20 protein-coding genes are annotated in these 24,711 nt (G+C 69.6%); 9 read left to right on the top strand and 11 right to left on the bottom strand.

What is annotated here, in order from left to right:
- Positions 1–86: 86 nt before the first annotated feature.
- The 3 genes from thyX (at position 87) to IT359_01780 (ending at position 2,663) form a co-directional block, all read left to right on the top strand.
- Positions 87–836, top strand: a complete 750-nt coding sequence (gene thyX / locus IT359_01790) for an FAD-dependent thymidylate synthase (GenBank protein ID MCC6927697.1) — start codon at positions 87–89, stop codon at positions 834–836.
- A 242-nt stretch (positions 837–1,078) separates the two neighbouring features.
- Positions 1,079–2,050 carry a hypothetical protein gene (locus IT359_01785; protein ID MCC6927696.1) on the top strand — a complete coding sequence of 324 codons (972 nt, stop codon included), beginning with the start codon at positions 1,079–1,081 and terminating at the stop codon, positions 2,048–2,050.
- A gap of 181 nt (positions 2,051–2,231) precedes the next feature.
- On the top strand, positions 2,232–2,663 hold the full coding sequence (locus tag IT359_01780; GenBank protein ID MCC6927695.1) for a hypothetical protein: 432 nt from the start codon (positions 2,232–2,234) through the stop codon (positions 2,661–2,663).
- Between the two features lie 111 nt (positions 2,664–2,774).
- Here the strand turns inward: IT359_01780 and IT359_01775 are convergent, their stop codons facing one another.
- Positions 2,775–5,807: a response regulator gene (locus IT359_01775; protein MCC6927694.1), complete on the bottom strand. Its 3,033-nt coding sequence runs from the start codon at positions 5,805–5,807 to the stop codon at positions 2,775–2,777.
- Positions 5,808–6,110: 303 nt separating this feature from the next.
- Here IT359_01775 and IT359_01770 point away from each other — a divergent pair, with 303 nt between their 5' ends.
- Positions 6,111–8,165 (top strand): Ig-like domain-containing protein, encoded by a 2,055-nt coding sequence (locus IT359_01770; protein MCC6927693.1) that lies wholly within the window; start codon positions 6,111–6,113, stop codon positions 8,163–8,165.
- 84 nt (positions 8,166–8,249) lie between these two features.
- Positions 8,250–9,107 carry an N-acyl homoserine lactonase family protein gene (locus IT359_01765; GenBank protein ID MCC6927692.1) on the top strand — a complete coding sequence of 286 codons (858 nt, stop codon included), beginning with the start codon at positions 8,250–8,252 and terminating at the stop codon, positions 9,105–9,107.
- Positions 9,108–9,199: 92 nt separating this feature from the next.
- Here IT359_01765 and IT359_01760 read toward each other — a convergent pair whose 3' ends face one another.
- The 3 genes from IT359_01760 to IT359_01750 form a co-directional block, all read right to left on the bottom strand.
- Positions 9,200–11,308 carry an elongation factor G gene (locus IT359_01760; protein MCC6927691.1) on the bottom strand — a complete coding sequence of 703 codons (2,109 nt, stop codon included), beginning with the start codon at positions 11,306–11,308 and terminating at the stop codon, positions 9,200–9,202.
- Between the two features lie 152 nt (positions 11,309–11,460).
- The gene (locus IT359_01755; GenBank protein MCC6927690.1) at positions 11,461–11,997 is read right to left on the bottom strand and encodes a hypothetical protein; all 537 of its coding nucleotides are present in this window, start codon (positions 11,995–11,997) and stop codon (positions 11,461–11,463) included.
- A gap of 137 nt (positions 11,998–12,134) precedes the next feature.
- Positions 12,135–12,593, bottom strand: a complete 459-nt coding sequence (locus tag IT359_01750; GenBank protein MCC6927689.1) for a hypothetical protein — start codon at positions 12,591–12,593, stop codon at positions 12,135–12,137.
- A 185-nt stretch (positions 12,594–12,778) separates the two neighbouring features.
- Here IT359_01750 and IT359_01745 point away from each other — a divergent pair, with 185 nt between their 5' ends.
- Positions 12,779–13,510 carry a response regulator transcription factor gene (locus tag IT359_01745; GenBank protein MCC6927688.1) on the top strand — a complete coding sequence of 244 codons (732 nt, stop codon included), beginning with the start codon at positions 12,779–12,781 and terminating at the stop codon, positions 13,508–13,510.
- A gap of 74 nt (positions 13,511–13,584) precedes the next feature.
- Here the strand turns inward: IT359_01745 and IT359_01740 are convergent, their stop codons facing one another.
- The 4 genes from IT359_01740 to IT359_01725 all read right to left on the bottom strand — a co-directional run bounded on the left by IT359_01740 (position 13,585) and on the right by IT359_01725 (position 16,382).
- Positions 13,585–14,961, bottom strand: coding sequence for a response regulator (locus IT359_01740; GenBank protein MCC6927687.1), 1,377 nt, complete (start codon positions 14,959–14,961; stop codon positions 13,585–13,587).
- A 134-nt stretch (positions 14,962–15,095) separates the two neighbouring features.
- Positions 15,096–15,665: a hypothetical protein gene (locus IT359_01735; GenBank protein MCC6927686.1), complete on the bottom strand. Its 570-nt coding sequence runs from the start codon at positions 15,663–15,665 to the stop codon at positions 15,096–15,098.
- Between the two features lie 20 nt (positions 15,666–15,685).
- Entirely contained in the window at positions 15,686–16,051 is a 366-nt protein-coding gene (locus tag IT359_01730; GenBank protein MCC6927685.1) for a response regulator, read from the bottom strand.
- 76 nt (positions 16,052–16,127) lie between these two features.
- Positions 16,128–16,382, bottom strand: a complete 255-nt coding sequence (locus tag IT359_01725) for a hypothetical protein (protein MCC6927684.1) — start codon at positions 16,380–16,382, stop codon at positions 16,128–16,130.
- Positions 16,383–16,543: 161 nt separating this feature from the next.
- Here IT359_01725 and IT359_01720 point away from each other — a divergent pair, with 161 nt between their 5' ends.
- Both IT359_01720 and IT359_01715 read left to right on the top strand, forming a co-directional pair.
- Entirely contained in the window at positions 16,544–18,334 is a 1,791-nt protein-coding gene (locus IT359_01720; GenBank protein ID MCC6927683.1) for a DUF1800 domain-containing protein, read from the top strand.
- Between the two features lie 78 nt (positions 18,335–18,412).
- Complete coding sequence (locus IT359_01715; GenBank protein ID MCC6927682.1) at positions 18,413–19,738, top strand: DUF1501 domain-containing protein; 1,326 nt, start codon at positions 18,413–18,415, stop codon at positions 19,736–19,738.
- Positions 19,739–19,818: 80 nt separating this feature from the next.
- On the opposite strand, the gene IT359_01710 is transcribed toward IT359_01715, so the two are convergent.
- From IT359_01710 to IT359_01700, 3 genes are all read right to left on the bottom strand, one after another.
- Positions 19,819–20,778 carry a pyridoxal-phosphate dependent enzyme gene (locus IT359_01710; GenBank protein ID MCC6927681.1) on the bottom strand — a complete coding sequence of 320 codons (960 nt, stop codon included), beginning with the start codon at positions 20,776–20,778 and terminating at the stop codon, positions 19,819–19,821.
- 146 nt (positions 20,779–20,924) lie between these two features.
- Positions 20,925–23,171, bottom strand: coding sequence for a PBP1A family penicillin-binding protein (locus tag IT359_01705; protein MCC6927680.1), 2,247 nt, complete (start codon positions 23,169–23,171; stop codon positions 20,925–20,927).
- Positions 23,172–23,243: 72 nt separating this feature from the next.
- A complete protein-coding gene (locus IT359_01700; GenBank protein MCC6927679.1) occupies positions 23,244–23,837 on the bottom strand; it encodes a hypothetical protein in 594 nt (197 codons plus the stop codon).
- A gap of 150 nt (positions 23,838–23,987) precedes the next feature.
- On the opposite strand from IT359_01700, the gene IT359_01695 reads away from it, so the two are divergent.
- Positions 23,988–24,620, top strand: coding sequence for a hypothetical protein (locus IT359_01695; GenBank protein MCC6927678.1), 633 nt, complete (start codon positions 23,988–23,990; stop codon positions 24,618–24,620).
- The last annotated feature ends 91 nt before the right edge of the window (positions 24,621–24,711 follow it).

Genomic DNA, 24,711 nt, shown 5'->3' with positions numbered 1-24,711 from the left:
CGCGGGCGCGCTCGCGAGCGCGCCACTCACGTCTCCCGCCAGCCTTCGCGGGGGCAAGCTTTCTCCCGACTCCCGTCTCCCGTCCGATGTTCTACTACGAACCGCGTGTCACCGTCCTCGCCCGCCCGTCGTTCACCGACGCGGCGCACCTTCCGGTCGCGTGGCACGGCGAGTCGACGGACGGCGAGCGCCTGGCGGAGTTTGCGGGACGACTCTGCTACATGAGCCAGCGCAACCCGGCCGGACGCTCCACGCGCGAGTACCTGGAGAACATCCTCAAGCAGGGACACGGCAGCGTCCTCGAGCACGCGACGTATTCGTTGCTGCTGGAAGGGATCTCGCGCTCGCTCACGCATGAACTGGTGCGCCATCGCGCCGGCTTCGCGTACTCGCAGCTCTCACAGCGCTACGTCGACGAATCGGAGGCGGCATTCGTCGTCCCACCGGCGATTGTCGGCGACGAGGCACTGGAGAAGACGTGGCGCGACCAGGTCGAGTCGGCGCAGAAGACATACGTCGCGCTCGTCGATGACCTCATGCAGCGTTACTCGTGGGTGTCGGACAAGGTTCATCGTCGCAAGATGGCGCGTGAGGCGGCGCGCGGCGTCCTCCCGAACTCCACGGAAACCAAGATCGTGGTCACCGGCAACGTGCGGGCATGGCGCACGATGCTCGAACTGCGCTGCGGCGAGGGCGCCGAGCAGGAGATCCGCCGCCTGGGGCTCATGGTGCTGCGCACCATGCAGCAGGAGGCCCCCGCCTTCTTCGGCGATTTCGAGGTGTACATGGCCGAAGATCGCCGCGAATCGGCGCGCCCCGGCTTCCACAAGGTCTGACGCAAGGCCTGACACATCGCCTGAAATCAGCCACAACGCTCGACCAATCATCGCACGCCGACGCACGCCGACGCACGCCGAGTCACATCGACGCGGCGTTAGGCCCGGAAGGACCCGCCCGCTGGCTGGTCCTTCCTGCGTTTGGCGAGAAGGCAAGCTCGTTGTTGACCGATCATGGCACCGCCCCTACTATTGCCGCCTCAGTCGAGCTCTAGCATAACGACAGCGGGCTACGGGTCACGATGCGCATCGGCGTCACGGTCGACGGAACACCTAACGAAGAGGGAGTCGTGGTCGAGCGGGCGTTGCGCTCGCTCGGCGACGTCCACTTCCTCGCCGCCGATGCCACGCTCCCCGCGCGACTCGAGGTGGCCCGCCCGGACATCGTGCTCAACCTGGCCCGCGGCGAGGGGCATCCCGAGCGGCGGCTGCACGTCCCTGCCTTCCTCGAGTACTTCGAGATCCCGTTCTCGGGGAGTGACAGCGTCACGCACGCCACCTGCGTTGCGCGCGCGCGCATGAAGTCGGCGTTGGCGGTTCACGGCGTCCCCACGGCGAGCTACGCGGTCGTCGACCGGCCGGAGCAGCTCGAGCCATTCGCGCGGCGCGCCTTTCCCGTCTCGGTGCGGCGCGAGCGTGGCGTGTCGTCGTGTCACGCCACGCTCGTGGCGCTCGACTACGACGAGTTGGAGTCGATTGTCGCCGAGCTGTTCGGCGTGTCGCCGGAGCCGGTCCTCATCGAGCGATTCCTCCCGGGTGAGTCGTTCGCCTGCGGAATCCTGGGGAACGGCGCAACGGCGGTGATGCTTCCAGCCATCAACATCCCCAACGACCCGTTCGCCCCTACCTCGTCGGCGGCGCGCGGCGTTCCCCTTTGCGCCGACGGCCTGGCAGAAGAGGTCGAGTCGATAGCGCTGCGCGCCTTTCACGCGCTGGGGTGCCGCGACGTGGCGCGCGTCGACATCCGTCTCTCGCATAGCGGCGTTCCCAACGTCTGCGCCGTGGACACCAATCCCTCGCTTACCCGCGCCGGCGACCAGGCGCTGGTGACGGCGGCGAGTGCCGCTGGACTGGCCGAGGAGGAGTTGGTGCAACGCTGCCTGCTGCTGGCGGCGGAGCGATGCGGTGTCCCGATGCCGAGTGTGCCGCCGCTCCCGCGCCTGGCGCGGCGCACGCCGGCCGCGGGAACGCGCCTGCGCTCGCTCGCGTCCTGATCCTCGCCGCGGGCCGCACTGCCACCGCGGTGGCAGTGCAGCTGCACCGCTGGCGAACGTTTGGTGGCCACACGGCGCGCTTCACCCCACGCCCGGGCTCGCCGTCCCGCGCGACTGGACAGCGCAGGCGCTGGCGCGGCAAGTTGGGAGACGCCCCCTTCTCCCCACTCGAGTCACTGACATGTCCATGTCCCCACATGCGCGGCAGTTGCTGACCGGGATCGTCTTCCTCGCGGCCGTCACGGGTGGCTGCGCCAGCGGGGGCGGTCGCTCGGCCGCCGAGGGGCGGCAATCGGACGTCATCTTCCGATCGGAGATCGCGAAGACGAGCGCCCTCAACGCGTACGAGGCGGTGCGCCTGTTGCGGCCGGCGTTCCTGGCCGGGCGTGGCCCTACAACGCTGTTGCGCACACGTGCGGGGAGCAGCACGCCGGTGGTGTACCTCGACAACCAGCGCTTCGGCGACACGTCGGCGTTGCAGAACATTCCGGTTGCGGGAATCATCGAGATCCGCCTGATCGGCTCGGCGCAGGCGCAGATGAAGTGGGGGAGCGACCATCCGGCCGGTGTGATCCACGTGTTGACCGGGACATCACGCCGCGGCACGCCGTGAGCCGCGGCGAACGCGGCGCCGTCAGCCGCGCCATGCGCCACGCCATGCGCCACGCCATGAGCCGCGCCGCGCGCCATACTGTCGGCGGCGCCCAGCGCTCCTAACGAACCGCTAGAGGTCGTGCGGGGCGGGGTGCGCTTCGGCGAGTTGGCCCAGCGCACGCAGCTCGCGCAGGCGAGCGCAGACCGCGATCAGCTCGGCGCCCAGCCGTTCGACGTGTGGCGCGAGCGATTCGGCTGCGGCGCCCTGCGCCAGGGCGTCGAGTTCGCGGGCCTGGCGCGCCAGGCGCAGGGCGCCTAACGTGGCCGCCGAGCCCTGCAGCGCGTGGGCGCCACTGGCCACCGCCTCGGCGTCGCCGTTGGCGGCGGCGGCACGCATCGTCGACAGGCGCCGGGGGGCGTCGTCGATGAAGAGGTCGAGGAGCGCCTGCACGAATTCCTCCGCACCGTCGCCGTAGGCTTCACGCATGCGATCGAGGAAGGCCACGTCGACGAGTGACTCGTCGTCGCGAACGTTGCCCGCCGTCCACCGCTCGACGACTTCCCGGAGGTCATCGAAAACGAGCGGCTTGGCGACGTGATCGTCCATCCCGGCCACGAGGGCGCGCTCGCGATCCTCGCGGCGCGCGCTCGCCGTGAGGGCAACGATTGGGCGGCGCACCACACCACTCGCCTGTTCCTCGCGGCGGATGGCGCGCGTGGCGGCGTAGCCATCCATCTCGGGCATCATGCAGTCCATCAGCACCAGGTCGTAGTGCTGCGCTTGCACCAGGCGCACCGCCTCCGCTCCGTCCCCCGCCACGTCGGCTACACACCCCAGCTTGCGCAGCATGCCGACGACCACCAGCTGGTTCACGGCGTTGTCATCGACCACGAGGATGCGGCGCAGCGGGCGTTTAGTCGTCGGCGGCTCGACCAGCGGGTCGTCGATCGGAGGCGCGCTCGGGCGCGCGGGCGCCGGGAGCGCCGGCGCTTCGGCCGGGGAGCTGGCGAGCGCCGCGAGGAGGTGCGAGGGGCGCAGCGGGAGGGCGAGAACGGCGGAGAATCCCGCATCGCGCAGCGAGGCGCCCGCCATGCGCTGGGCCAGGGGGACGACGGCAATGAGCCGGCGCAGCGAGGGGATCGCCTCGCGGATGGCCACGGCATTGGCGGCGAGCGCCGGGACGGTGGCGCGTCCCCCCACGACGACGGCGGTCACCGGCGTCGCCGGCTGCGCCGACACCAGCGCCGCCACGTCGGCGGCACTGGCCGCCAGCTGCACGCCGACGCCCGCCGACTCGAGGACGCCCTGCATCATGCGCGCGCGCTGCGCGTCGGGCTCGACGACGATGGCCGACCCGTTCGTGCGCCCCGTCGTTGCTGCTGGCGGCGCCCCCACCATCGCCAGGCGCAAGGTGACCCAGAAGGTCGACCCCTTCCCCTCCACGCTCGTCGCGCCGGCGCTCCCGCCCATGGCCTCGGCCAGGCGCCGCGAGATGGCGAGGCCGAGCCCCGTCCCGCCAAACTTGCGCGTCGTGGAGCTGTCGCCCTGCGAGAAGCTCTGGAAGAGGTGCGGGAGGACATCGGCGCGAATGCCGATCCCCGTGTCGTGCACCGAGAGCTTCATGAGCACCTCCGACCCATGGCACTCCAGGCACTCCGCCTCGACCACCACGCGCCCTTCGCGCGTGAACTTGATTGCGTTCCCTACGAGGTTGACGAGGATCTGGCGAATACGCCCCACGTCGCCGTCGAGCATGCGTGGGCACGCCGGGCTCATGCGGACCAGCGCGTCGATCTCCTTCTCCTCGGCGCGCGCCCCCATCAGCTCGAGCACATCCTCGATAGCGTTGCCGAGGTCGAAGGGGGCGTGGTCGAACTCCAGCTTTCCCGCCTCGATCTTGGAGAGGTCGAGGATGTCGTTGATGATCGTGAGGAGCGCTTCGCCTGACGAGGCGATCGTGCGCACGATGTCGCGCTGCTCGTCGCTGAGTGCGGTGTCGAGCAGGAGCTGCGTCATCCCCAGCACGCCATTCATCGGCGTGCGGATCTCGTGGCTCATGTTGGCCAGGAACTCCGACTTGACGCGGCTCGCCGACTCGGCCGACTCCTTGGCCTGCACGAGCGCGCGTTCCGCGGCGCGGCGGGCCTCGAACTGTCCGAGCTTGGAGGCGACATCGTCGACGAGCTTGAGGACGTCCTCGTCCAGCGGCTGTTCGAGCCGACTCTCGAGTTCGATGACGCCGCGCACCACGCCCCCCACGCGCACGGGGACGCCGAGGACCGAGGCAACGCCGGCGCGCTCGGCAATCGGGGCGCGAGGGCACGATGAGTTGCGCTGGTCGCGCACGTCCTCGACCCACATGGGGCGGCCGTTGCTCCACACGTGGCCGGCGAGCCCCACCGAGCGCTCGAAGCGCGCGGCGCGGGTGGCGGAGGCGAGTTCGGCGAGCGCGGGCTCCTCGGCGCACACCAGCCCCACGCATTCCAGCGTGCGATCATCGCCCGCGTCCCACCAGAGGGCCAGGAGGTCCCACCCGATCGCGTCAAAGAGCGATTGCAGGATGGTGGGGGCGGCGGCGCGCAGCGTGGGGGCGTGCTCCAGCGCCTGCGTGGTGCTGGACTGCGAGGCCATGCGACGGTTGGCCTCGCGCAGCTCGGCGCGCTGTTCCGACAGCTTGGCGGCGAGCTTGCGCACGTCGGCGAGGGCGGCGTTCTGCGACATCACCAGCTGCAACAGGTCGACCACGGGATCGTGCAGCGCGAAGTCGCTGATGGTGAGCCCGAACGCCTTGATCGCGTTGGTGTCGGTGAGCCACGGCGAGCCGAGGAAGAGGACCGTCTCCTCGTCGCCGTGCCGCACGTGCATCATCTGGCCGCGCAGCTGCATCCCGCTGCGCGTGTGGACGAGGATCCAGAGGAGCCCCGAGTTCCTGACCAGCGCAGAGAAGGTGACGGGGACGGGCGGCCGCTCGATGCGGAAGACGTCCTCGAGCCGCGCGCCGGGCTGCACATCGGGGCACACGCGCCCGATCGAGTGCCCCACCTGCACGATCGTCAGCTCCACGTCGAGGGCGACATGGAACGGGAAGGCCGTGGCGAACTGATCGGCAGGGAGGCCGAGGTGGAAGGCGCTGGCCGGCGCCCCCCGCGAGCGGGCGCTCACGCCTGCGTTCGAATTGCCCACGTCACCTCAAGGGTGTCATGGGGAACCCCGGGCAGGGCGCAAGCGTGCCCGGTCACGTCACAGCGCGCAGGGCGCGGCAGAGAGAGCGTCGGGAACAGGAGAGCGGCGCGCGTGTTCCGTACATCGTGGCATCCCGGATCGTCGGCGAGTGAGCGTGCGGCGCTCGAGGCTTTCACCTGCTGGTGATGATCGGCAACTTTGGAGGAGTTCTTGACTGATCGGAGACGCGTGGGACGACCACTTTCAACGCACGGTGACGGTGCACCCAAGGCTCTACGGGCAATGGCGTTAGGCCTTGCTCATGAAGGCGTCTCAGCGGCGCTGGCGCGCGCACTCGTGCTGGTCGCGTTGCTCGCGGGCGCGGCGTGTCGCGACGAAGGCAACGGCCCTGGCGATCCAACGCCCCCGGGAGTGGCGTCGGTGGAGGTCGTCCCGGCGACGGCGTGGTTGCACACCGGGGCCACGCTTCCGTTGGCGGGGACGGCGCGCAACGCGAGCGGTGGGGCGGTCACGGGGGTCACGCTACGCTGGGAGAGCAGCGCCCCGGCCGTGGCGAGCGTGTCGAGCGCCGGCGTGGTGCAGGGAGTGGCGGCGGGGAGCGCGCGGATCACGGCGAGTGCGGGGGCATTGCGCGACAGTTCTGACATCACCGTCGTGGGGACGACCATTCGCGTCCCCACCTTCGGGATCGAGCGCGAGGGAGTGACAGACGTCTCGTTGCTCGGCGTCTGGAGCGACCCGGCCACCGGCGAAGGGTTTGCCGTGGGGCAAGGCGGGGTGATCCTGCAAGGCACGGGGGGGAACTGGCGCCTGGTGCGCACCGACACTTCGGTGACCTTCGTGGGCGTGTGGGGATCGAGTGCGCGCGACGTGTACGTCGTGGGGACGGCCGGGGCCATCTGGCACTACGATGGAACGCGTTGGCTCCCGATGGCGAGCCCCTCCAGCGAGACGCTGCTGGATGTCTTTGGCTTCTCGGCGCAGGAGGTGTATGTCGCCGGCACCGACGGCACGATCCTGCGCTGGGATGGGACCGCCTGGCGCGTCCTCTCCGCCGCGCGCGGCTGGGAGCTGTGGGCAATTTGGGGAACGGCGGGCAACGACCTCTGGTTCGCCGGGCAGAACGGGGTGTTGGTGCACTACGACGGTGCGCAGTTCACGCCGGCCTCCTCCCCCACCACTGATGCGATCTTCGGCGTGTGGGGGAGCAGTGCGCAGGATGTGTGGGCGGTGGGGATCAACGGGCTCACGCTGCACTACGATGGGACTAACTGGCAGCAGCGTTCCACGGTCACGCGCCGCAACCTCTTCGCCGTATGGGGGCAGTCGGCCAACGAGGTCTACGCCGTGGGCAACACCGGTGCGGTACTCCAGTTCGACGGCGCCACCTGGCGCGTGGTGACCAACTCGGGCACGGGGCAGAACCTGCGCGGTGTGTGGGGCGACGGCGCGGGGCGCGTGTTGCTGGCGGGGTGGGACGGGACCGTGCTGCGCGGCACGCCGGCCACCGGGTGGCGCGCCGAGATCACCTCGCCGGCGCTGACGTCGGTGTGGGGGCCGGGCGACGGGACGATGTACGCGGTGGGCGGGGGGGGCGTGGTGCTCAAGCGCACCGCACAGGCCGGGTGGTCGGTGCTGGACGACACCCCGCCCACGCAACCGCTGTACGGCATCTTTGGAGCCTCGCCCACGCAGGTGGTGGCCGTGGGCGACACCGGGACGGTGATTCGCTACGACGGCACGGCATGGCGCACCGAGAGCACCGGACTCTTCACCCTGCTTCGCTCGGTTTGGTCATCCGACCCCGCGCACACCTTCATCGTCGGCGAGCGCGGCGTGATCCTCTCGTCCGCGGGGAACGGGACGTGGACGCCGATGACCAGCGGGACGACCGCCTTCCTGCGGCACGTGTGGGGGCTCTCGGCCACCGACGTCTTTGCCGTGGGCGACACAGGGCTCGTGCTGCGCTACGACGGGACCCAGTGGCGGCGGATGGCGACACCCACCCGTCAGCTGCTGCGCGGCATCTGGGGGACGGGGCCGCGCGACATCTTTGCGGTCGGCGACTCGGCAACGATCCTGCGTTACGACGGGAAGCGCTGGTACTCCATGACGAGCCCCGTGGCCCGCACGCTGCGCCACGTGTGGGGAACGGGGCCCACCGACGTGTATGCACTCGGCGAAGGGGGGGCGCTGCTGCGCTTCGACGGCACGGCGTGGCATTCGCTCACCTCGCCAACGACGCAGTACTTGTTGCAGCTGTGGGCCGAGCCCGGCCAGGGACGCATCTTCGCGGTGGGGCTGCTCACGACCATCCTCCGCGGGGAACGGAACTGAGCGAATGGCGCCCCACCACGGCGCGTGTGCTCCCCTTCACCCATCACCTCCTCTCGCCCCCTCGCCCCCTCGCCCCCTCGTGCCATGCACTCACGGCGCCTGACGTCGCTCGCCACCGCCCTGTCGCTCGCCGCCGCACTCTCCGCCTGCGCCGCATCGCCGCGTCACGCGACGACCACGCAGTGGGAGGCATTCGCGGTTCGGTTTGCGACCCTCCCCGGCTTCCCGGTGCGCGCCCTCATTGCCGGGAGCGACAGCGCGCGACGCCTCGACATCGCCATGATGGTGTGGCCGCTCCGTGCACCTGACGGCGACATCGTCCTCGTCGACGCCGGCTTCACGCGCGACAAGTTCATTCGCCAGTGGAAGCCCACCGCCTACGTCACCCCCGACTCGGCGCTGCGCCGCGCCGGTTTCGACCCCGCGCGCGTGAGCGACATCGTCGTCTCGCACATCCACTGGGATCACGCCGATGGCGTGGAGCGCTTTCCGCGCGCCCGCATCTGGCTGCAGCGCGCGGAGTTCGAGCACTACGTCGGCGCCGACGGCTCGGCCAGGGACCGGGCCATCGATCCCGACGTGGCCAAGCTGTACCGGCGCCTGTTCACGGAAGGGCGCGTGCGCCTGTCCGACGGCGACAGCGCGGAGGTGCGCCCGGGAATCCGCGTCTACACCGGCGGGAAGCACACCTTCGCGTCGCAGTACGTTGGCGTGGAGACGCGCGCGGGGCGTGTCGTCATTGCCTCGGACAACGCCTACCTGTACGAGAACCTCTCGTTGCGCCGCCCCATCGCGCAAACGCTCGACACGCTCTCCAACCTTGCGGCACAGACGCGGATGCAGCGCATTGCCGCACCGCCGCGCCTCGTGGTGCCGGGGCACGACCCGACCGTCTTTGGCCGCTTTCCCAGCGCCGGCCCGGAGGTTGTTGCGATTCGTTAGGTGCGCGGCGCGCCGGTCGCACGAACGGCCCGGGATCGCACCCGGGCCGTTCGTCTTTCCAGGCATCACGCGCGGCGAGCCACGCCGTGCAATCAGCCTTCCTCTTCCTCCTCCTTCCTGGCCTTCGCCGACTCGCTCACCACCTTGAGCGCGGCTTCGTGCGGCATCTGCTCATAGCCGTGGAAGCGCTTCCGGAACGACGCATGCCCGTGGCTCAGTGAGCTGAGGTCGGTCGCATAGAGGTGCATCTCGGCCTGCGGCACTACCGCCTTCACCATCGTGTGCCCCGCCATGGCCGAGTCGGAACCCAGGATGTGCCCGCGGCGACCGCTCAGGTCACCCATCACGTCGCCCAGAAAGCTGTCGGGGGTCGTGATCTCGACGTGATCGAGCGGCTCGAGGAGAATGGGCTTGCACTTTGGCGCCACCGCCTTGAAGCCGAGGATCCCGGCCATCTTGAACGACATCTCGTTCGAGTCGACCGAGTGATACGAGCCGTCGTACAGCTCGACCTCGAAGTCCACCAGCGGATAGCCGGCCAGGATGCCGCGCGCCGAGGCCTCCTGGATCCCGCGGTCGATCGCCGGCCGGAAGCCGGAAGGAATCACGCCACCGACGATCTTGTCGATGAAGTGGTAGCCGTCGCCGCGCGGACGCGGCGCCATGCGAATCCAGCAGTCGCCGAACTGCCCGCGCCCTCCGGACTGCTTCTTGTGGCGCCCCTGCCCGTCGCCGCGCGCCGTGATGGTCTCGCGGTAGGCGATGCGCGGCCGCGTGAGCTCGGCGTTCACGTTGTACTTGCGGCGGAGCTTGGCCAGCGACACGTCGAGGTGCCGCTCCCCTAACCCGGAAATGATGGTCTCGTGCGTCTCCGGGTTGTAACTCGTCTCGAAGGTGGGATCTTCGTCGTGCAGCCGGTGCAGCCCCTGCTGCAGCTTCTCCTCGTCGCTGCGCGATGCGGCATGTACCGCAAACTGCACCGCCGGCTCGGGGAAGCTCACCTGCGGCAGGCGCACGGGGTGCTCCCTGGTGGACAGGGTGTCGTTGGTGTGCGTGTTCTTGAGCTTGGCCACGCAGCCAATGTCGCCGGCGTGCAGCACCGGGACCTCGATGCGCTCCTTCCCCTGCCCCACGCACAGGTGCCCCATCTTCTCCACACCGTCGCGCGTGGCGTTGAAGACATCCTGCCCGTTGTTCACGCTCCCCGAGAAGATGCGGAAGAACGACACCTCGCCCACGTGCGGCTCGGACAGCGTCTTGAAGACGAGCGCCGAGAACGGGTTGGTGTCGACGGCGTGGATCTCAACCGTGTGGTCGCCCTCGGCACCCTTGAAGGCGTGGATCTCCTCCATCTCGTACGCCGAGGGCATCAGCTGCACGAGTTCGGTGAGCATGGCCTGGATGCCAATGAGGTGATCGGCCGAGACGGCGAAGAGCGGGAAGAGGTCCATCCGCTTCATCGCTTCCTTCATCCCGTGGATCGCCTCGTCGCGCCCGATCTCCGCCCCTTCCAGGTAGCGTTCGAGCATGGCGTCGTCGGTGGCGGAGATGGCCTCGATCAGCTCCTGGTAGTAGGTGTCGAACGTTTCCTTGTGCTCGGCCGGGATCTCGGCCTCGGTGTAGTCGCTCGACTTGCTCCCCGGGTTGTAGAGGTACGCCTTGCGGGTGAAGAGGTTGATGACACCGCGGAAGTTGGCGCCGCTGCCGATCGGGATCTCGACCGGGACCACCTTGGCGGAGAGCCGGTCCTTGACCTGGTGATAGACGCGGTCGAAATCGGCGTGTTCCTTGTCCATCATCGAGACCACGAACAGGATCGGGTCGCCGCGCGACACCGCCTCGTGAAACGTCTTTTCGGTCCCGACTTCGACCCCGCCCTGCGCGCTGACGACGCTGATGACGCCGTCAGCTGCCGCGATTCCGGCGATCGCATCGCCGTGGAAGTCGAGGTACCCCGGGGTGTCGATCAGGTTGATCTTCGTGTCCATCCATTCGGCGAATGCGCACCCGAGGCTGATGGAGTAGCCGCGCTCGATTTCTTCGGGGGTATGGTCGGTGAGGGTCGTCCCTTCCTTGATGGTGCCGTGGCGTTTACTCGATCCGGACACGAAAGCCAGGGCGTCGACCAAGGTGGTCTTGCCGCTGGCTCCGTGTCCGACTACCGCCACGTTTCGAATGTCCGTCGCGCGATATTCACGCATTGCATGTTCTCCCATGGTGGGATGGTGACATGCCCGGACGCTGGCGCGCGAGCGAGGGAGCGTCAAGAAGCGAACGCCCGATTGCCAAAACGCGAACGGGGCGCCCCGCGAAGGGCGCCCCGTCGACTGCTCGGACAGATCAGGATCGAGGTTCAGTCTCCTTGGTCGAAGTCGAGTCCATCGGCCTGGCGATAGCTGTCGAGAAGTGCATCACGGTGCGCCCCGGCGCCCGCCGGGAGGACGGCATGCGGTGCCAGCGAGAAGCTGATCGCGCGGCGCGTCCCTTCGGGCCAGTCGGGCATGAGGAGCCCGGCCACCAGTCGGCGAATCGCTGCGCCACACTCCGCGAGCAAGAGCTCGGCGGTGTCCTGCAGGACGGCGAACGGGATGGCCAGGTCGCTCGTGACGAGATGTCCCGTCGATTCATCTCGCCACGCGGCGTCTCCCACGGCGCCGCGCTCCGGCCACAAGGCTACGTGTCGGATCGTGTCCAAACGCTCGGTGGGCTCACGGTGCGCTTCGACCGCGGCCGCCAAGGCGAGGGCCAACGACTCGGGCGTGGCATCTCCGAAGAGCGTGACCACGTCCCGCGAGGGGCGCTCGGAATTGAGCGGCGAGGGTACGGAGTTCACGTGCGCGAGCACTGTCGAGTGTTCGGGGCGATCCTCGAGCATCACGAGGACGTCCATCACCCCTCCTTCTCAAAGGAACGCTCCGTATCGCAGCGGGCCGAAGTGTCCGCCTGCGCTTCTCGGAGCGGGAGTCCTTCACAAGGATGGACCCCGCGAGTGCGCCGTCGGCCACACCTCGGAAGATGAGGTTCCGATTACGTGACGTGCCCGATACGCGGACGCACGACGACCACTCCCGCAATGAACGCACCAGCGAGGAGGGCGAGGAGGAAGGCAGTCTGTGCCGAGCTGAGTTGGGCGAACGCCGCCGCCCCCAGCGCCCCGGGGACGACGGTCCCCGCCAAGGCGCCAAGGAAGAGGACGAAGACCAGCGCCCCCGCTGGGAGCGCGAGCCCCCGCAGCGATGTCGCGAAGGCGCTGAAGCACACACCCCACAGTCCCATCCAGAGAAGGTGGGTGACCGCGCCAAGGCCCACGGCGAACGACGGCGAGGCCGTGGCAAGGCGCAGGCTCGCCAGCAGCGCGCGCCCGGCGAGGTCGAACGGCAGCGTGGCGGCGTCGTGGCGCATTCCGAGCCCCACCAGCGCCCCCGCAGTCGCGGCGGCCCCGATGGCCCCGATGGACACCCCGTCTCGAACTCGGTTGGCAAGCACGAGCGAAAGGAAGAGGGGAAGCTGCCGACACTCAAGGGGGAGCAGGAGACCCGACACAGGGAGCTGGCGGAGTCGAGCGAAACGGAGGGCGCATGACGTGCCGCCAATCGCGCCCGCGCCCCCCGTACCGGGTCGTGCCCACTTGCTTGCCCGCGCCGTTGAATCGCATTATGACTTTCTTGCATATGGAACAGACCACATCGACGCAGCAGGGATCGCCAGCGCCGCAGGGCGCGCAGGCCAAGATCCTCGTCGTCGAGGATCGCCGCGAAGTGCTCGACGTCCTCCAGCGTACGCTGGCGGACAACGGCTACACGGTGATAACCGCGACCGATGGGGACGCGGCCCTGCAGGTCGCCCTCGACGAGCAACCGCACCTTATCATCCTCGATATCGGCCTCCCCAAGCGGAACGGGCTGTCGGTGGCGAAGGAGTTGCGGCAGCGCGCCTTTACCGCGCCGGTGCTGATGCTCACCGCGCGCGACACGGTCACCGACAAGGTGCAGGGCTTCGAGGCGGGAGCCGACGACTACCTGGCCAAGCCGTTCGACTATGACGAACTGCTGGCCCGCGTGCGCGCACTCCTGCGCCGCTCGTCGATTCGCGTGGAAGCGACGCTCATGCGCGTGGGCGACCTCACGCTCAATCCCATCTCGCGCGAGGTGATGCGTGGCGAGCGCGTCATCGCGCTCACGCAGAAGGAGTACGCGCTCCTCGAGTACCTCATGCGACACGCCGGAATGCCGGTGTCGCGCGAGCAGATCTCGGAGCACGTCTGGAAGCAGGAGTTCGACCCGACGACCAACATCGTCGACGTCTACATCAACTACCTGCGCAAGAAGGTCGACCACGACGCTGACAAGGCGCTCGTCCAGACGGTGCGCGGCGTGGGGTACATGCTCACGGCGGATCAGTAGCGGACACAGCCCCACCGAACGCCGAAGGCAGGCGCAGGGCGCCGGCGCGGCGGCGTCCATTCATGGAATGGTTTCTAGAATAGCGCGTCGTCCACCGATGAGTCGCTGACTGAACTGGCATCGGCGCTGGCGCTCGCGCTGACGACGGGCGCTGAGGCCTGCTCCAGCTCCGACAGTGGATCGTAGCCGACCATCGTTCCCACGCGCCCTTCCTCGGCGCGAATGCCGACAAAGAACGTCTCGCCCGTGGCGGTGGCGAACCAGGCCGAGGTGTCCCACGCCGTGTCGTCGCCCGCGTGCTGATAGCCCTGCGTGATCTCGGGGAGCGAGATGTGCAGGTCGAAGTCGCGCTCGAGGAGCGCGGCGCGCGCGCGCCCGCCGATCGTGTTGCTGAACTCTCCAAAGACGTCGAGGCCACCGGTGTCGAGCGTCGCCTCGCGCCGCAGCACCTTGCTCGCCAGGCGCACGGCGTCGTCGCGGTTGCAGGCGATGACCACTTCGATGTGATCGGTCTCGCCGGTCAGCGTGATCCGCCCGCAGATCCCGTCCTCGATGCGGTGGCCCGCCGAGTCGAGCGTCGACACGTCCTGTCCCGACATCACGCCTAACGTCTGGCGCGTGGCCGTCACCATCCACTTCCGCGCGTCCTCCCTGAGGTGGCGGCGCAGCTTGTCGATCGGGGCGGAACCGGCAAGGAGCGTTCGACGCAGCTCGGCGATGAACGTCTCGGGGACGAACGAGCGCCGGATCACGCCGGCAAAGTGGCGCACCTTGTCGGCGGGCGCCACGTCGCTGTCCGTCACCAGCCAGAACGAGGGGATCCCGGTGCGCGACTCGATGGCCAGCTTGCTCACCAGGTTCACGACCTGCAGTTCCGACACCAGCGGGAGCCCCTCGGCCACGAGGATAGTCGTGGGCTTGAGTTCCGATTCCTGGTAGACGCGCAGCGCGTGCGCACCGGAGACGGCCTGCGAGATGACGAAGTCGCCTTCGAGCAGCGGGATCGCGAACTGCCGGAAGTTGGGGTCGGAGTCGACGACGAGGAGGGAGGTCTGTCCTTCGGCGCCCTGGCGCTGGCGCCACCCGGCGTGTTGCGAGATCACGCGCCGGAAGCGCTCGTGCACCTCCGACGGGCGCAACGGCTTGAGGATGTAGTCGGCGATCCCGAAGCCCACCAGCCGCGTGATGTCTTCCTTGTCCTTCACCGACGACATGCAAACGATGGGAAGCATGCTGTGGGTGCGCGACGAGCGCACCGCCTCCACAACCGCCGTTCCGTCGAGGAGCGGCATCTGGATGTCGGTGAACAGGAAGTCCGGGTCGTGGCGTTCGATGAGTTCCAGCGCCTCGACGCCATTGCTGGCCTCGAGGATCTCATCCGACATGTGGGTCAGGATGCGCTTGAGGATCTCTCGCGTGACGAGGTCGTCCTCGGCGACCAGGATCTTCATCGTGGGGTGTCGGTTGAAGCGGCGGGCCTGGGGCGAGCCGGGCCCTCTGCCGGAGTATCGGCAGGTCGTTGCGGAGTCCCAACCTTCCCGCCCGCGCCCCGCCCCCGTCAGCGGCGGGGTGCCCCCTGCGACCCCTAGAACAGCTCGATCTCGCCCTCGTCGAGCGACTGCTGTTGCACCACCTTGCGGTCCCACACTCCCAGCTGCATGCGCAGTTCGGCCAGTCGCTCCTCCACGGCGAGGAACTCCTCGTACGACATCCCGATCATGTCCTCGCGCACCGCGGTGCGCAGCAGCGAGGCGTCGCGCGCAAAGCAGTCGAGCCAGGCAATGCGCTTGTCCACGTGCTGCACGAGCTGGTTGGCCATGTCCTCGAACTGCAGGCTCTGCACGACGAGCATCGCCCCCTTGGAGATCTCACCGGCCAGCTCGTGGATGTCGCGCGCCGCCGGCGAGTCCACCTCATCGATGAGCGTGCGGGCCATGTCGCGTTGCAGCTGTGCCTGGCGCACCATCAACTGGAACGCCTGCGAGAGCTTTCCCGTGGCATCACCCAGGAGCCCGCGCAGCTGCTGGAGGTCGCCAAGGGTCTGGCCAAACTGCCCGTCGAGCGACTCGAGCACCGTGGAGTGCAGCGTCGAGAGACGGTCGCGGACTTGCGCCGGGGTGAGTTCCGGGCCCGGTGTCGTGCGGTCGGTGGACATTGGTGAAGGGACGGCCGATGTCAGGGTACGACCTTCGCGATCACCTTGAGGAGCATCTCGGGATTGAACGGCTTGACGAGCCACCCGGTCGCGCCCGCCGCCTTGGCCTGATCCTTCATTGCCTGCTGCGACTCGGTCGTGAGCATGAGGATCGGTACACCCTTGCAGCTGTCGATACCGCGCACGTGCTTGATGAAGGTCAGCCCGTCCATCACCGGCATGTTGAGGTCGGAAATGATCAGGTCAACGGAACGGTTGGCGAGGGCGTCGAGCCCCTCCTGTCCGTTCCCGGCGGTCACAGCCTCGAAGCCCGCTTCCTTGAGCGAGTACGAGACCATCTCCCGCATCGTGGTGGAGTCGTCGACGACTAATGCTGTCTTGCCCATCGTGAGAATGCGTTATGGGTGGTGTGGCAAGGCGAAGAGGTTCCGCCGGCTCCTGTGCCGTACCGGCGCGCGCCGTTCAACAGAGCGGATCGATGCCGGCGCAGCACAGGTGCCCGACGCGGCCGTCCGGCCCCGCCGAGCCCCGCCCCGGCCCAACTCGCCCCTGCCGTAGCGCCAGCAGGAGCTGCAGTGCCGCCGTGTCGCTCGGAGCCGGGTTCGAGGTGTCGAGGACGAGCGTACCGCCCTCCGGAAGGGTGCGCAGCGGCGTGGCCAGCTCCGCCGTCGCGCGCAACGTGGCCGACCGCGGCAGGGTGATTCGAGGGACGTGCATCGATCCGTGGGTACCGAGGTGGTCCATGCTGAGGAGAAGTGTCGGCGCGCTACGCCGGCGGGATTAGCGGAATTTGAGGCGCCGACGCCCCGGCCGTGCCGGTTAACGCGGTGTGCCTCATCGCGTCCAACCGCGCGCCACCCGATGTCGGAGCTCGCCCCATGACCGTGTTGACCGCCAGCCACCGCACGTTGCATGCGCTCGGTGCGATGCTCCTCATGATCGGCTGCGCGGGATCCCGCGCCGGGTCCGCTTTCGACCAACCTCGCCCCGCCGTCGACGAACGCGAACTGGGGCGCGACGAGCAGGCTCGGCACGTCCTCAACCGCCTCGCCTTCGGTCCGCGGCCCGGTGAAGTGGAACGGATCCGCGCGATGGGCGTCGACCGTTGGATCGCGCAGCAGTTGACACCCGATCGCATCGACGACGCCGCGTTGCGCCGTGCGCTCGCGCACTTCCCGTCATCCTCGCGGAGCGCCGCCGAGTTGTTGCGCGACGCTCCGCCACCCGCGCTGCTCCGGGCTCGGCAGCCGCAACGCGATGACTCCATGCGCACACGCCCGCCGGCGCTGGCGCCCGCAGCCGGCGACTCGGTGGCGATGCGTCAGGGTGCGCGGCGCAATCGCCAGTTCGTGGGCGAGATCCTCGCGGCGCGCGTGGCGCGCGCGGTGGGGAGCGAACGACAGCTGCAAGAAGTGATGACCGACTTCTGGCTCAATCACTTCTCCGTGTATGTCGGCAAGGGACAGTTGCGGTACTTCCTGGCCGACTACGAGCGCGACGCCATTCGCCCGCATGTCCTGGGGCGCTTTCGCGACCTTCTGGGGAGCGTGGCGCGGAACCCGGCCATGCTGCTGTACCTGGACAACGCGCAGAGCGTCGCCGACTCTGCGCACCGCACGTTGTCGTCGCGCGCGGTGCGGCGGCGCGTTGCGGTCCAGCGCCCGCCGCTCCAGCGCCCGCCGCTCCCGCGCCCGGCAGGGCAGCGTCCGCGCGGGCTCAACGAGAACTATGCGCGCGAGCTGCTCGAGCTGCACACGTTAGGCGTGGATGGCGGCTACACCCAACAGGACGTGATCGAGGTGGCGCGCGCACTCACGGGGTGGGGTGTGCGGCCGCTGCGGAGCGGGGCGCCGGAGTTCTGGTTCAATCGCAACGCGCACGACGCCGAGCCAAAACGTGTGCTGGGCGTCACACTCCGGGGCGGGCGGGGGATGGAAGACGGGGAAGACGTGCTCGACTTGCTGGCGCGCCACCCGGCCACCGCGCGCTTCATCGCCCGCAAGCTGGCCGTGCGCTTCGTGAGCGACTCGCCGCCGGGCGCCCTGGTCGAGCGCGCGGCCGCGACCTTTCGCCGCACCGATGGCGACCTGCGCGAGGTGGTCCGCACCATCGTCACCTCGCCGGAGTTCTTCACGCGCGCCGCCTATCGCGCCAAGGTCAAGTCGCCCTTCGAGGTGGTGGTGAGCACGGCGCGCGCCCTTGGCGCCGAGCCCGACACGACCACCACGTCGTCGCTCGCGGTCGCGCGGCTGGGGGCCCCCATTTTCGGGCACCAGGCGCCTAACGGGTGGCCGGAGACCGGCGACGCATGGATGAACACCGGCGCCATCCTGTCGCGCATCAACTTCGCTCTCGCCGTCGCGGCGAACCGGGTGCCCGGCGCGCGGGTGACGGCGTGGCCGTCGTACGCCGCGTTGCGCGCCGCACCGCGCGAGCAGCAGGTGGATGGTGTGATCGTCGCCCTCCTGGGCGGCTCCGTCTCGTCCGACACGCGCGCCATCCTCATGAGCGGCGAGCATCCGCTCGCTCGCGAAGGGCTGGCGCCCTCGCCTGACGATCGCCCGCCCGGCGATCCGCCGCGACGCCCCCTTCGCCCCGCCGCTCCCCTCGCCGGACTCGACCAAGTGATCGGCCTCGCGTTAGGCAGTCCCGAGTTCCAGCGCCGTTGATCGCGAGTATCGCCCCCCGCGCTACACCATCTCCCGTCCCCCGTCCCCCGTCTCCCGTCCGCCTTTCCGCCCCTTCCCATGCGCCGCCGCGTCTTCGTCAAGTCGGGCGCCCTCGCCCTGGTCACCCTCGGCCTCTCCCCGTCGTTCCTGCGTCGCACGGCGCTGGCCGCCGAGTTGCCGCGCGCACATCGCGGGAAGACGCTCGTGTGCCTGTTCCAGCGCGGCGCCGCGGACGCGCTCAACGTCGTCGTCCCCCACGGCGAGCGCGCCTATTACGCCCTGCGCCCCACCATCGGCATCGCGCCACCCTCGCGCGCCGGCGACGCCGGTGACCGGGCCATCGACCTCGACGGCTTCTTCGGGTTGCACCCGGCGCTGGCGTCGTTGCAGCCGCTGTACGCCGACGGACTCCTCGCCCCCATCCACGCCGTGGGGAGCCCCAGTGCGACCCGTTCGCACTTCGATGCGCAGGACTACATGGAATCGGGGACGCCGGACCGCAAGTCGACGGCGGACGGGTGGCTCAACCGCTATCTCGCCGTCGCCGGGACGTGCGAGGCGTGCGCCGGCAGCGGCAGCACCGCCAGCCGCAACGCCGACACGCGTGGCTCCGGCGCGACGAGTGCCACGTCGCCCTTCCGGGCGGTGGCGATGACCGCACAGACGCCCCGCATCCTCGAGGGGCCAGAGCCCGCCATCGCGATGTCGTCGTTAGGTGACTTCACGGTGCGCGCCAGCGGCAGCTCGGCGGCACGACTCGAGGCGCTCTATCGCACGGGGACGGCCGACCTGGTGCACGCGTCGGGGAGCGAGATGTTCGAAGCCGTGAAGCTCCTGCGGTCGGCCAACCCGCAGCGCTACCTCCCGGAGCACGGCGCGGCGTATCCGCGATCACCGTTCGCGCAGCGCCTGCGCGAGATCGCCCAGCTCATCAAGTGCGGCGTGGGGCTGGAGATCGCCTTTGCCGACGTGGGCGGATGGGACACGCACGTGAACCAGGGTGGTGCCGCGGGGCAGCTCGCCGCACGCCTACGGGACTTTGGCGACAGCATTGCCGCCTTTGTCACCGACCTTGGCGACCGAATGGACGACGTCCTGATCCTCACCATGTCGGAGTTCGGGCGCATGGCGCGCCAGAACGGCACTGGGGGAACGGATCACGGCCACGCGGGGGCGATGTTCGCGATCGGCAGTCAGGTGCGCGGTGGGCGCGTGCACGGACGCTGGCCCGGGTTGGAGCGCGAGCAGCTGCACGAGGGGCGCGACCTCGCACTCACGACCGACTTCCGCGCCGTATTCTCGGAGCTGCTGTCCCGTCACATGGGCGCGACCGACGCCGCCACGATCTTCCCGGGCTATTCCGCCAGCCGCAACGACTGGCTCGGCGTCCTGCGCGAGGGGTAGCACCACACGGCCCGATCGCGCGGACGCGCCGCACGGCCCCAGCGCATGGCCGCAGCGCATGGCCGCACTACCGCGCCCCGTCAGGCGCCGGTGACCGCGTACGTCGCGATCTGTTCCGCCGTCAGGTTCCCTCCGCACAGGATCGTCGCCACGCGCCCCCCCGCGTAGCGCGCGCGATCGCCCATGATTGCCGCCACCCCCACCGCCCCCGCCGGCTCCACCACGATCCCCAGGTGCGCAAAGAGGAGGCGCATTGCCTGCAACGTCGTGTCGTCGTCGACGAGGACGATGTCGTCAACAATCCCCTGCAGGTCGTCGACGGCCTCGGCGATCGGGACACGCACGGCGATTCCGTCGGCGATGGTGTCTGCGGTGGCGGTCTCGATCACCGCGTGCCGTCGCCAGCTGCGCTCCATCGACGGTGCCCCGCGTGCGCAGACGCCGATGATGCGCACCGACGGAGCCTGGGCGCGTAGCCACGTGGCCACCCCGCCCAGCAGTGCCCCGTTGCCTAACGGGATGACGACGGTGTCGAGGGCGCCCTGCGCCGCGGTGAGTTCGACGGCGATCGACCCCGCCCCCTCGCTGATGGCAACGTCGCGCCCGTCCTCGACGTAGATCGCGCCCTCGGCCGACGCGAACTCCCGCGCCGCCGCCTTGGCCGCGTCGAAATCGCGCCCCACCTGTCGCACCGAAGCGCCGAAGGCTCGCATCCGCTCCACCTTGAGCGGGTTGGCCACCTCAGAGGCGAAGACATCGAGCCGCTGCCCCACGCGCCGCGCCGCGTAGGCCAACCCCTGCCCGAAGTTCCCCGCCGAGGCGCACACGAGTGGGATCGATGCGTCGCCCAGCTCGCGGATGAAGAAGTCGGCACCACGCCCCTTGAAGGAGCGAATCGGGTTCACCGTCTCGACCTTCACGGTGAGCGTCACCCCCAGCGCCGCGCCTAACGACTCGGCGATGAACTGCGGCGACTGCCGGAAAACGGGATCGATCTCGCGCGAGGCGCGCGCGATGCGATCGAGCGAAATGCGAGGCATGGATGGGATGGAAGGCGAGTGGAGGAGTGCAGGAGCGCCACTTCAGGGAAAACTACCGCCTCCCCCGCATGTCGTCCCCAGCCTTCGCTGGGGCAGGCCCCAGCCTTCGCTGGGGCAGGCGTCTCGTCTTCTCGTCTTCTCGTCTTCTACATTCCTTTGCGGACCATCCGGCGAAAGAGATCCACCAGCTTCTCGCCGACGGCGTCCTCCACGTCCTGCAGCCACTCCTCGCGTTCGCGGCGCGGGCTCTCGCACGAGTACTCCGTGGGCTCGGTACCCGGCTTGAACCACTCGCGGCGGCGCGTGTCGCACCACTCCTCGGCCAGCAGCCCGGTCGCCGGGTCGATGTCGCGCGCAATGAGCCCGTCGGGCGCCTTCCACGCCCCGGCGTTGGCGCGCTCGCGCCAGCCGCGCCGGTAGAAGTCGGCCCACGCCGGCGCGGCATACCGCCCGCCGTTGGCCGCCGAGCCTAACGAATGCGGCGTGTCGTAGCCGAACCAGACGCCGGCCACCAGCGTCGGCGTGTAGCCCACGAACCAGACGTCGGCGCCGTTGTTCGTCGTCCCCGTCTTCCCCGCCACCGGACCGGTGATCCCCGAGCTCCGCACCGCTCGCCCCGTCCCCTCATCCACGACGGAACGCAGCATCGACGTCAGCTGGAATGCATCGCGCGGGTCCATCACCGGCTCCGTCTTGACCACCGACGCCCACAGCAGGCTCTTGTCCGACCGCTCGATGCGGCGCACGAGGCGCGGCGTGACCCGCAGACCGCCGTTGGCGAACGGCGCGTACGCGGCGACCAGCTCCAGCGGCGTGACTTCCACCGCGCCGAGGGCGATGGACGGCACCGCTTGCAGCCGCGAGGCGATGCCATTGCGGCGCGCACGCTCGGCCACCCGCCCCTCGCCCACGGCGCGGGAGACCCGCACGGTCGCCGCGTTGGCCGACTGCGCCAGCGCCTGGCGCAACGTCACGCGCCCGCGATACTCGTCGCCATAGTTGGCCGGAGTCCACACGTCTCGCCCGGTCTCCACCGAGACCGGATCGTCGTCGACGATGGTGGCAGGGGTGAAGCCGGCGGTGAGCGCCGCGGCGTAGACGAACGGCTTGAACGCCGAGCCGGGTTGGCGACGCGCGGCGATGGCCCGGTTGAAGCTCCCGCGCTCATAACGCCGGCCACCCACCAGCGCGCGAATGTCTCCCGTGCGCGGATCGAGCGCCACCAGCGCGCCTTGCAGCTGCCGGCTGCCGCGCCGGACGGATGTGCCCCGACCAGAGTCCCCCTCGCCGCCGTCGTCGAGCGCCTCGTCATAGTCCGCGTCGTCACCGCTCCACCACGTCTCGCGCTCGATGCGGTGGGCATGCAGGCGAACCGCGCGCTCGCCCGACTGCTGCGCCGCGAGGTCGAGCGTGGTGTACACGGTGAGTTCGGACATGCGTTCGCCGCTCACACGCAACACCGAATCGACCGTGGCGCGAATGGCATCGAGCGCGAACGACTCGTGCGGCTGCGCCGGCGACCACTCGCGCTCGGCAATCTCCAGCTCCTCGGCACGCGCGGCGGCGACGCCGATCTCGTCGAGATACCGCTCCTCGCGCATGAGCCCGAGCACCAGGTCGCGGCGCGCCTGCGCACGCGCCAGGTCGCGGCGCGGCGTGTACAGCGACGGCCCCTTGGGGAGTGCAGCCAGCATGGCCCCCTCGGCGATGCTCACCTCGCCCACGTGCTTCCCGAACAGGTCGCGACTCGCCCCTTCCACGCCGTACACGCCGTTGCCAAGGTAGATCGCGTTGAGGTAGCGCTCGAGGATCTGGTCCTTGGTAAGGTTGTCCTCGAGCAGCTTCGCCAGCCGCAACTCGATGAGCTTGCGCCCCAACGAGCGCTGCAGCGCCTCGCGTTCGGCCATGAAGGTGTTGCGCGCCACCTGCATCGTGATGGTGCTGAACCCCTCGCGCACGTCGAGCGACGCGGTGTTGCGCCACACGGCGCGCGCAAAGCCGCGCCAGTCGATCCCGTCGTGCGAGTAGAAGCGCCGGTCCTCGGTGGCTACGAACGCCTCACGCACATGCGACGGGACCTTGGCGAGCGGGACGTTCACCCGCTTGACCGTCGTCAGGCGCCCCAGCAGTCGCCCGTTGCGATCGAGCACTCGCCCGCCCTCCGGCGGCTGGAACGCCTTGATCGCGGCCACCGTGGGGCACGCGTTGAAGCCGCAGGTGTAGGCCCACGCGTCGAACGTCGCCGCACCGGCCACGAGCGCCGTGACAACCAGCGTCGAGCGCCAGTGGAGGCGCAGGTCGGCGCGAAGGGTGCGCGCCGGCTGCAGCGGATCGCGGCGAAAGGCCGCTCGAAGGGACTGCCAGCGCGCAGACAGCGCGGCGCGACGCGTCATGGTTTCGTGGGGGAGCGATGGGGCTGCTCGGTTAGATACGTCTCCCCACCCCGAAGGTTTCTCCGGTCGTCCCTAGAACTTCCACCCCCGCAGCGCCTTGAGCGCCGTGTCGAGCGCCTGCTGCTGCGCCGGCTCGGTGGCCCGCTCCAGCAACGATTCGTAGCAGGCGACCGCGAGGTCGAGCATCTCGTAATCCTGCTCGTTGCCGGCCACCCCCGCCGCGTTGTCGGCCACGTTGGCGAGGGCGAGATCGTCGCCGGGAAAGCGCGACACCACCTGCTGCCAGCGCCCTACGCGCTGCCGTGGGTCCGACTCGGCCAGCGCCCACAGGTGCCACCCCCCGCGGTGGGATGGGTCGGCGGCAATGGCGCGGTTGGCCAGTTCCGACACGACATCCGGCCCGAGCCCGAGAAGCCAGTAGGCATTGGCCAGCATGACGAGGGCGCGCGCGTTCTCCGGCTGCACCTCGACGACTGCCTCGTACAGCGGCGCGACGATCTCCGGTTCATCGCGATACGGCTCAGCCGCAATGATCACGGCATCGGGCGTTGCCTGACGAGCCAGCGATTGCAGGTGCTGCTTCAGGTGTGCGATGTTGTGGTGGGCGCGATAGTCGGCCACCAGCGCCGCCAGTTCGGCGGCGAATCCGGAGGTGGGAGCGTTCATGGTCGAAAGCTACGCCGGGAGGACGGCACGCGCATGTTGACCCCGGGCGACGGAGGAAGCGCCTCCAAGCCGTCGTTGGCGCCCCGGTCCGGCGCTCGCAGAACGGGGACCGTCACGCCGCCTGGGGAAGTCGAGCGTCCCCTGCGCCTGGTGTGCATCGCGACCGAAGTGCAGGCAGCGATCGCCCTGCAGGGGACGGTGGCCGCGCTCCTTCCCACGGCGCTCGTCGAGGCCGCCGATACCGCGCTGGTGCGTACCGTCCCCGACGCCGACTGCTTGATCCTCTCCGCGGGGCGTCTCTATGGCGTGGCGATCGCCTTGGCGAACGAGCTGAGGGCGCGCGGATTCGAGGGGCCGATTGCGCTGGTGGTGGAGTCGCCCTCGAGCGTGCAGGCGTCCGACGCCGGGCGCCTCGGCATCGACGCGGTTCTGGCCGAGTCGGAGGTGGCACTCCAACTCCCCGAAGCATTGCTGCGCATCGTGAAGTGGGGGAGTGAACGCGAGAGCTCGCCGCGCGCCGCGGCCATTCATGCGTCGCTCACGCGCGCCCGCGCCCTGATGGCGGCCGGCGAGTTGGTGACCGGATTGCAGCATCGCCTGAACAATCCGCTGGCGGCGCTGCTGGCGGAGATGCAGCTGCTGGAGTCGGAGCCACTCGCCGCCGAGCACCTCGAGTCGGTGCGGCGCATGGTGGAGTTGTGCCGCCGCGTGATCGACGTGGCGCGATCGATCAAGGGGCTCGGACACGAGGGGGAGCAGTCGACCTCGCCCCCCGAGTTCTGACCGGCGACTGCCTCGTGACGCGCCCGGGCGTGTTGCGTTTCGGCGTGGCCGACGGTCTCTACTGGGCAGCTCCGTGGATGGTCGCCGGCGC

This window comes from Gemmatimonadaceae bacterium, assembly GCA_020852815.1.
Taxonomy (GTDB): Bacteria; Gemmatimonadota; Gemmatimonadetes; order Gemmatimonadales; family Gemmatimonadaceae; genus SCN-70-22.
This window is presented reverse-complemented; position numbering and strand designations above follow the sequence as displayed.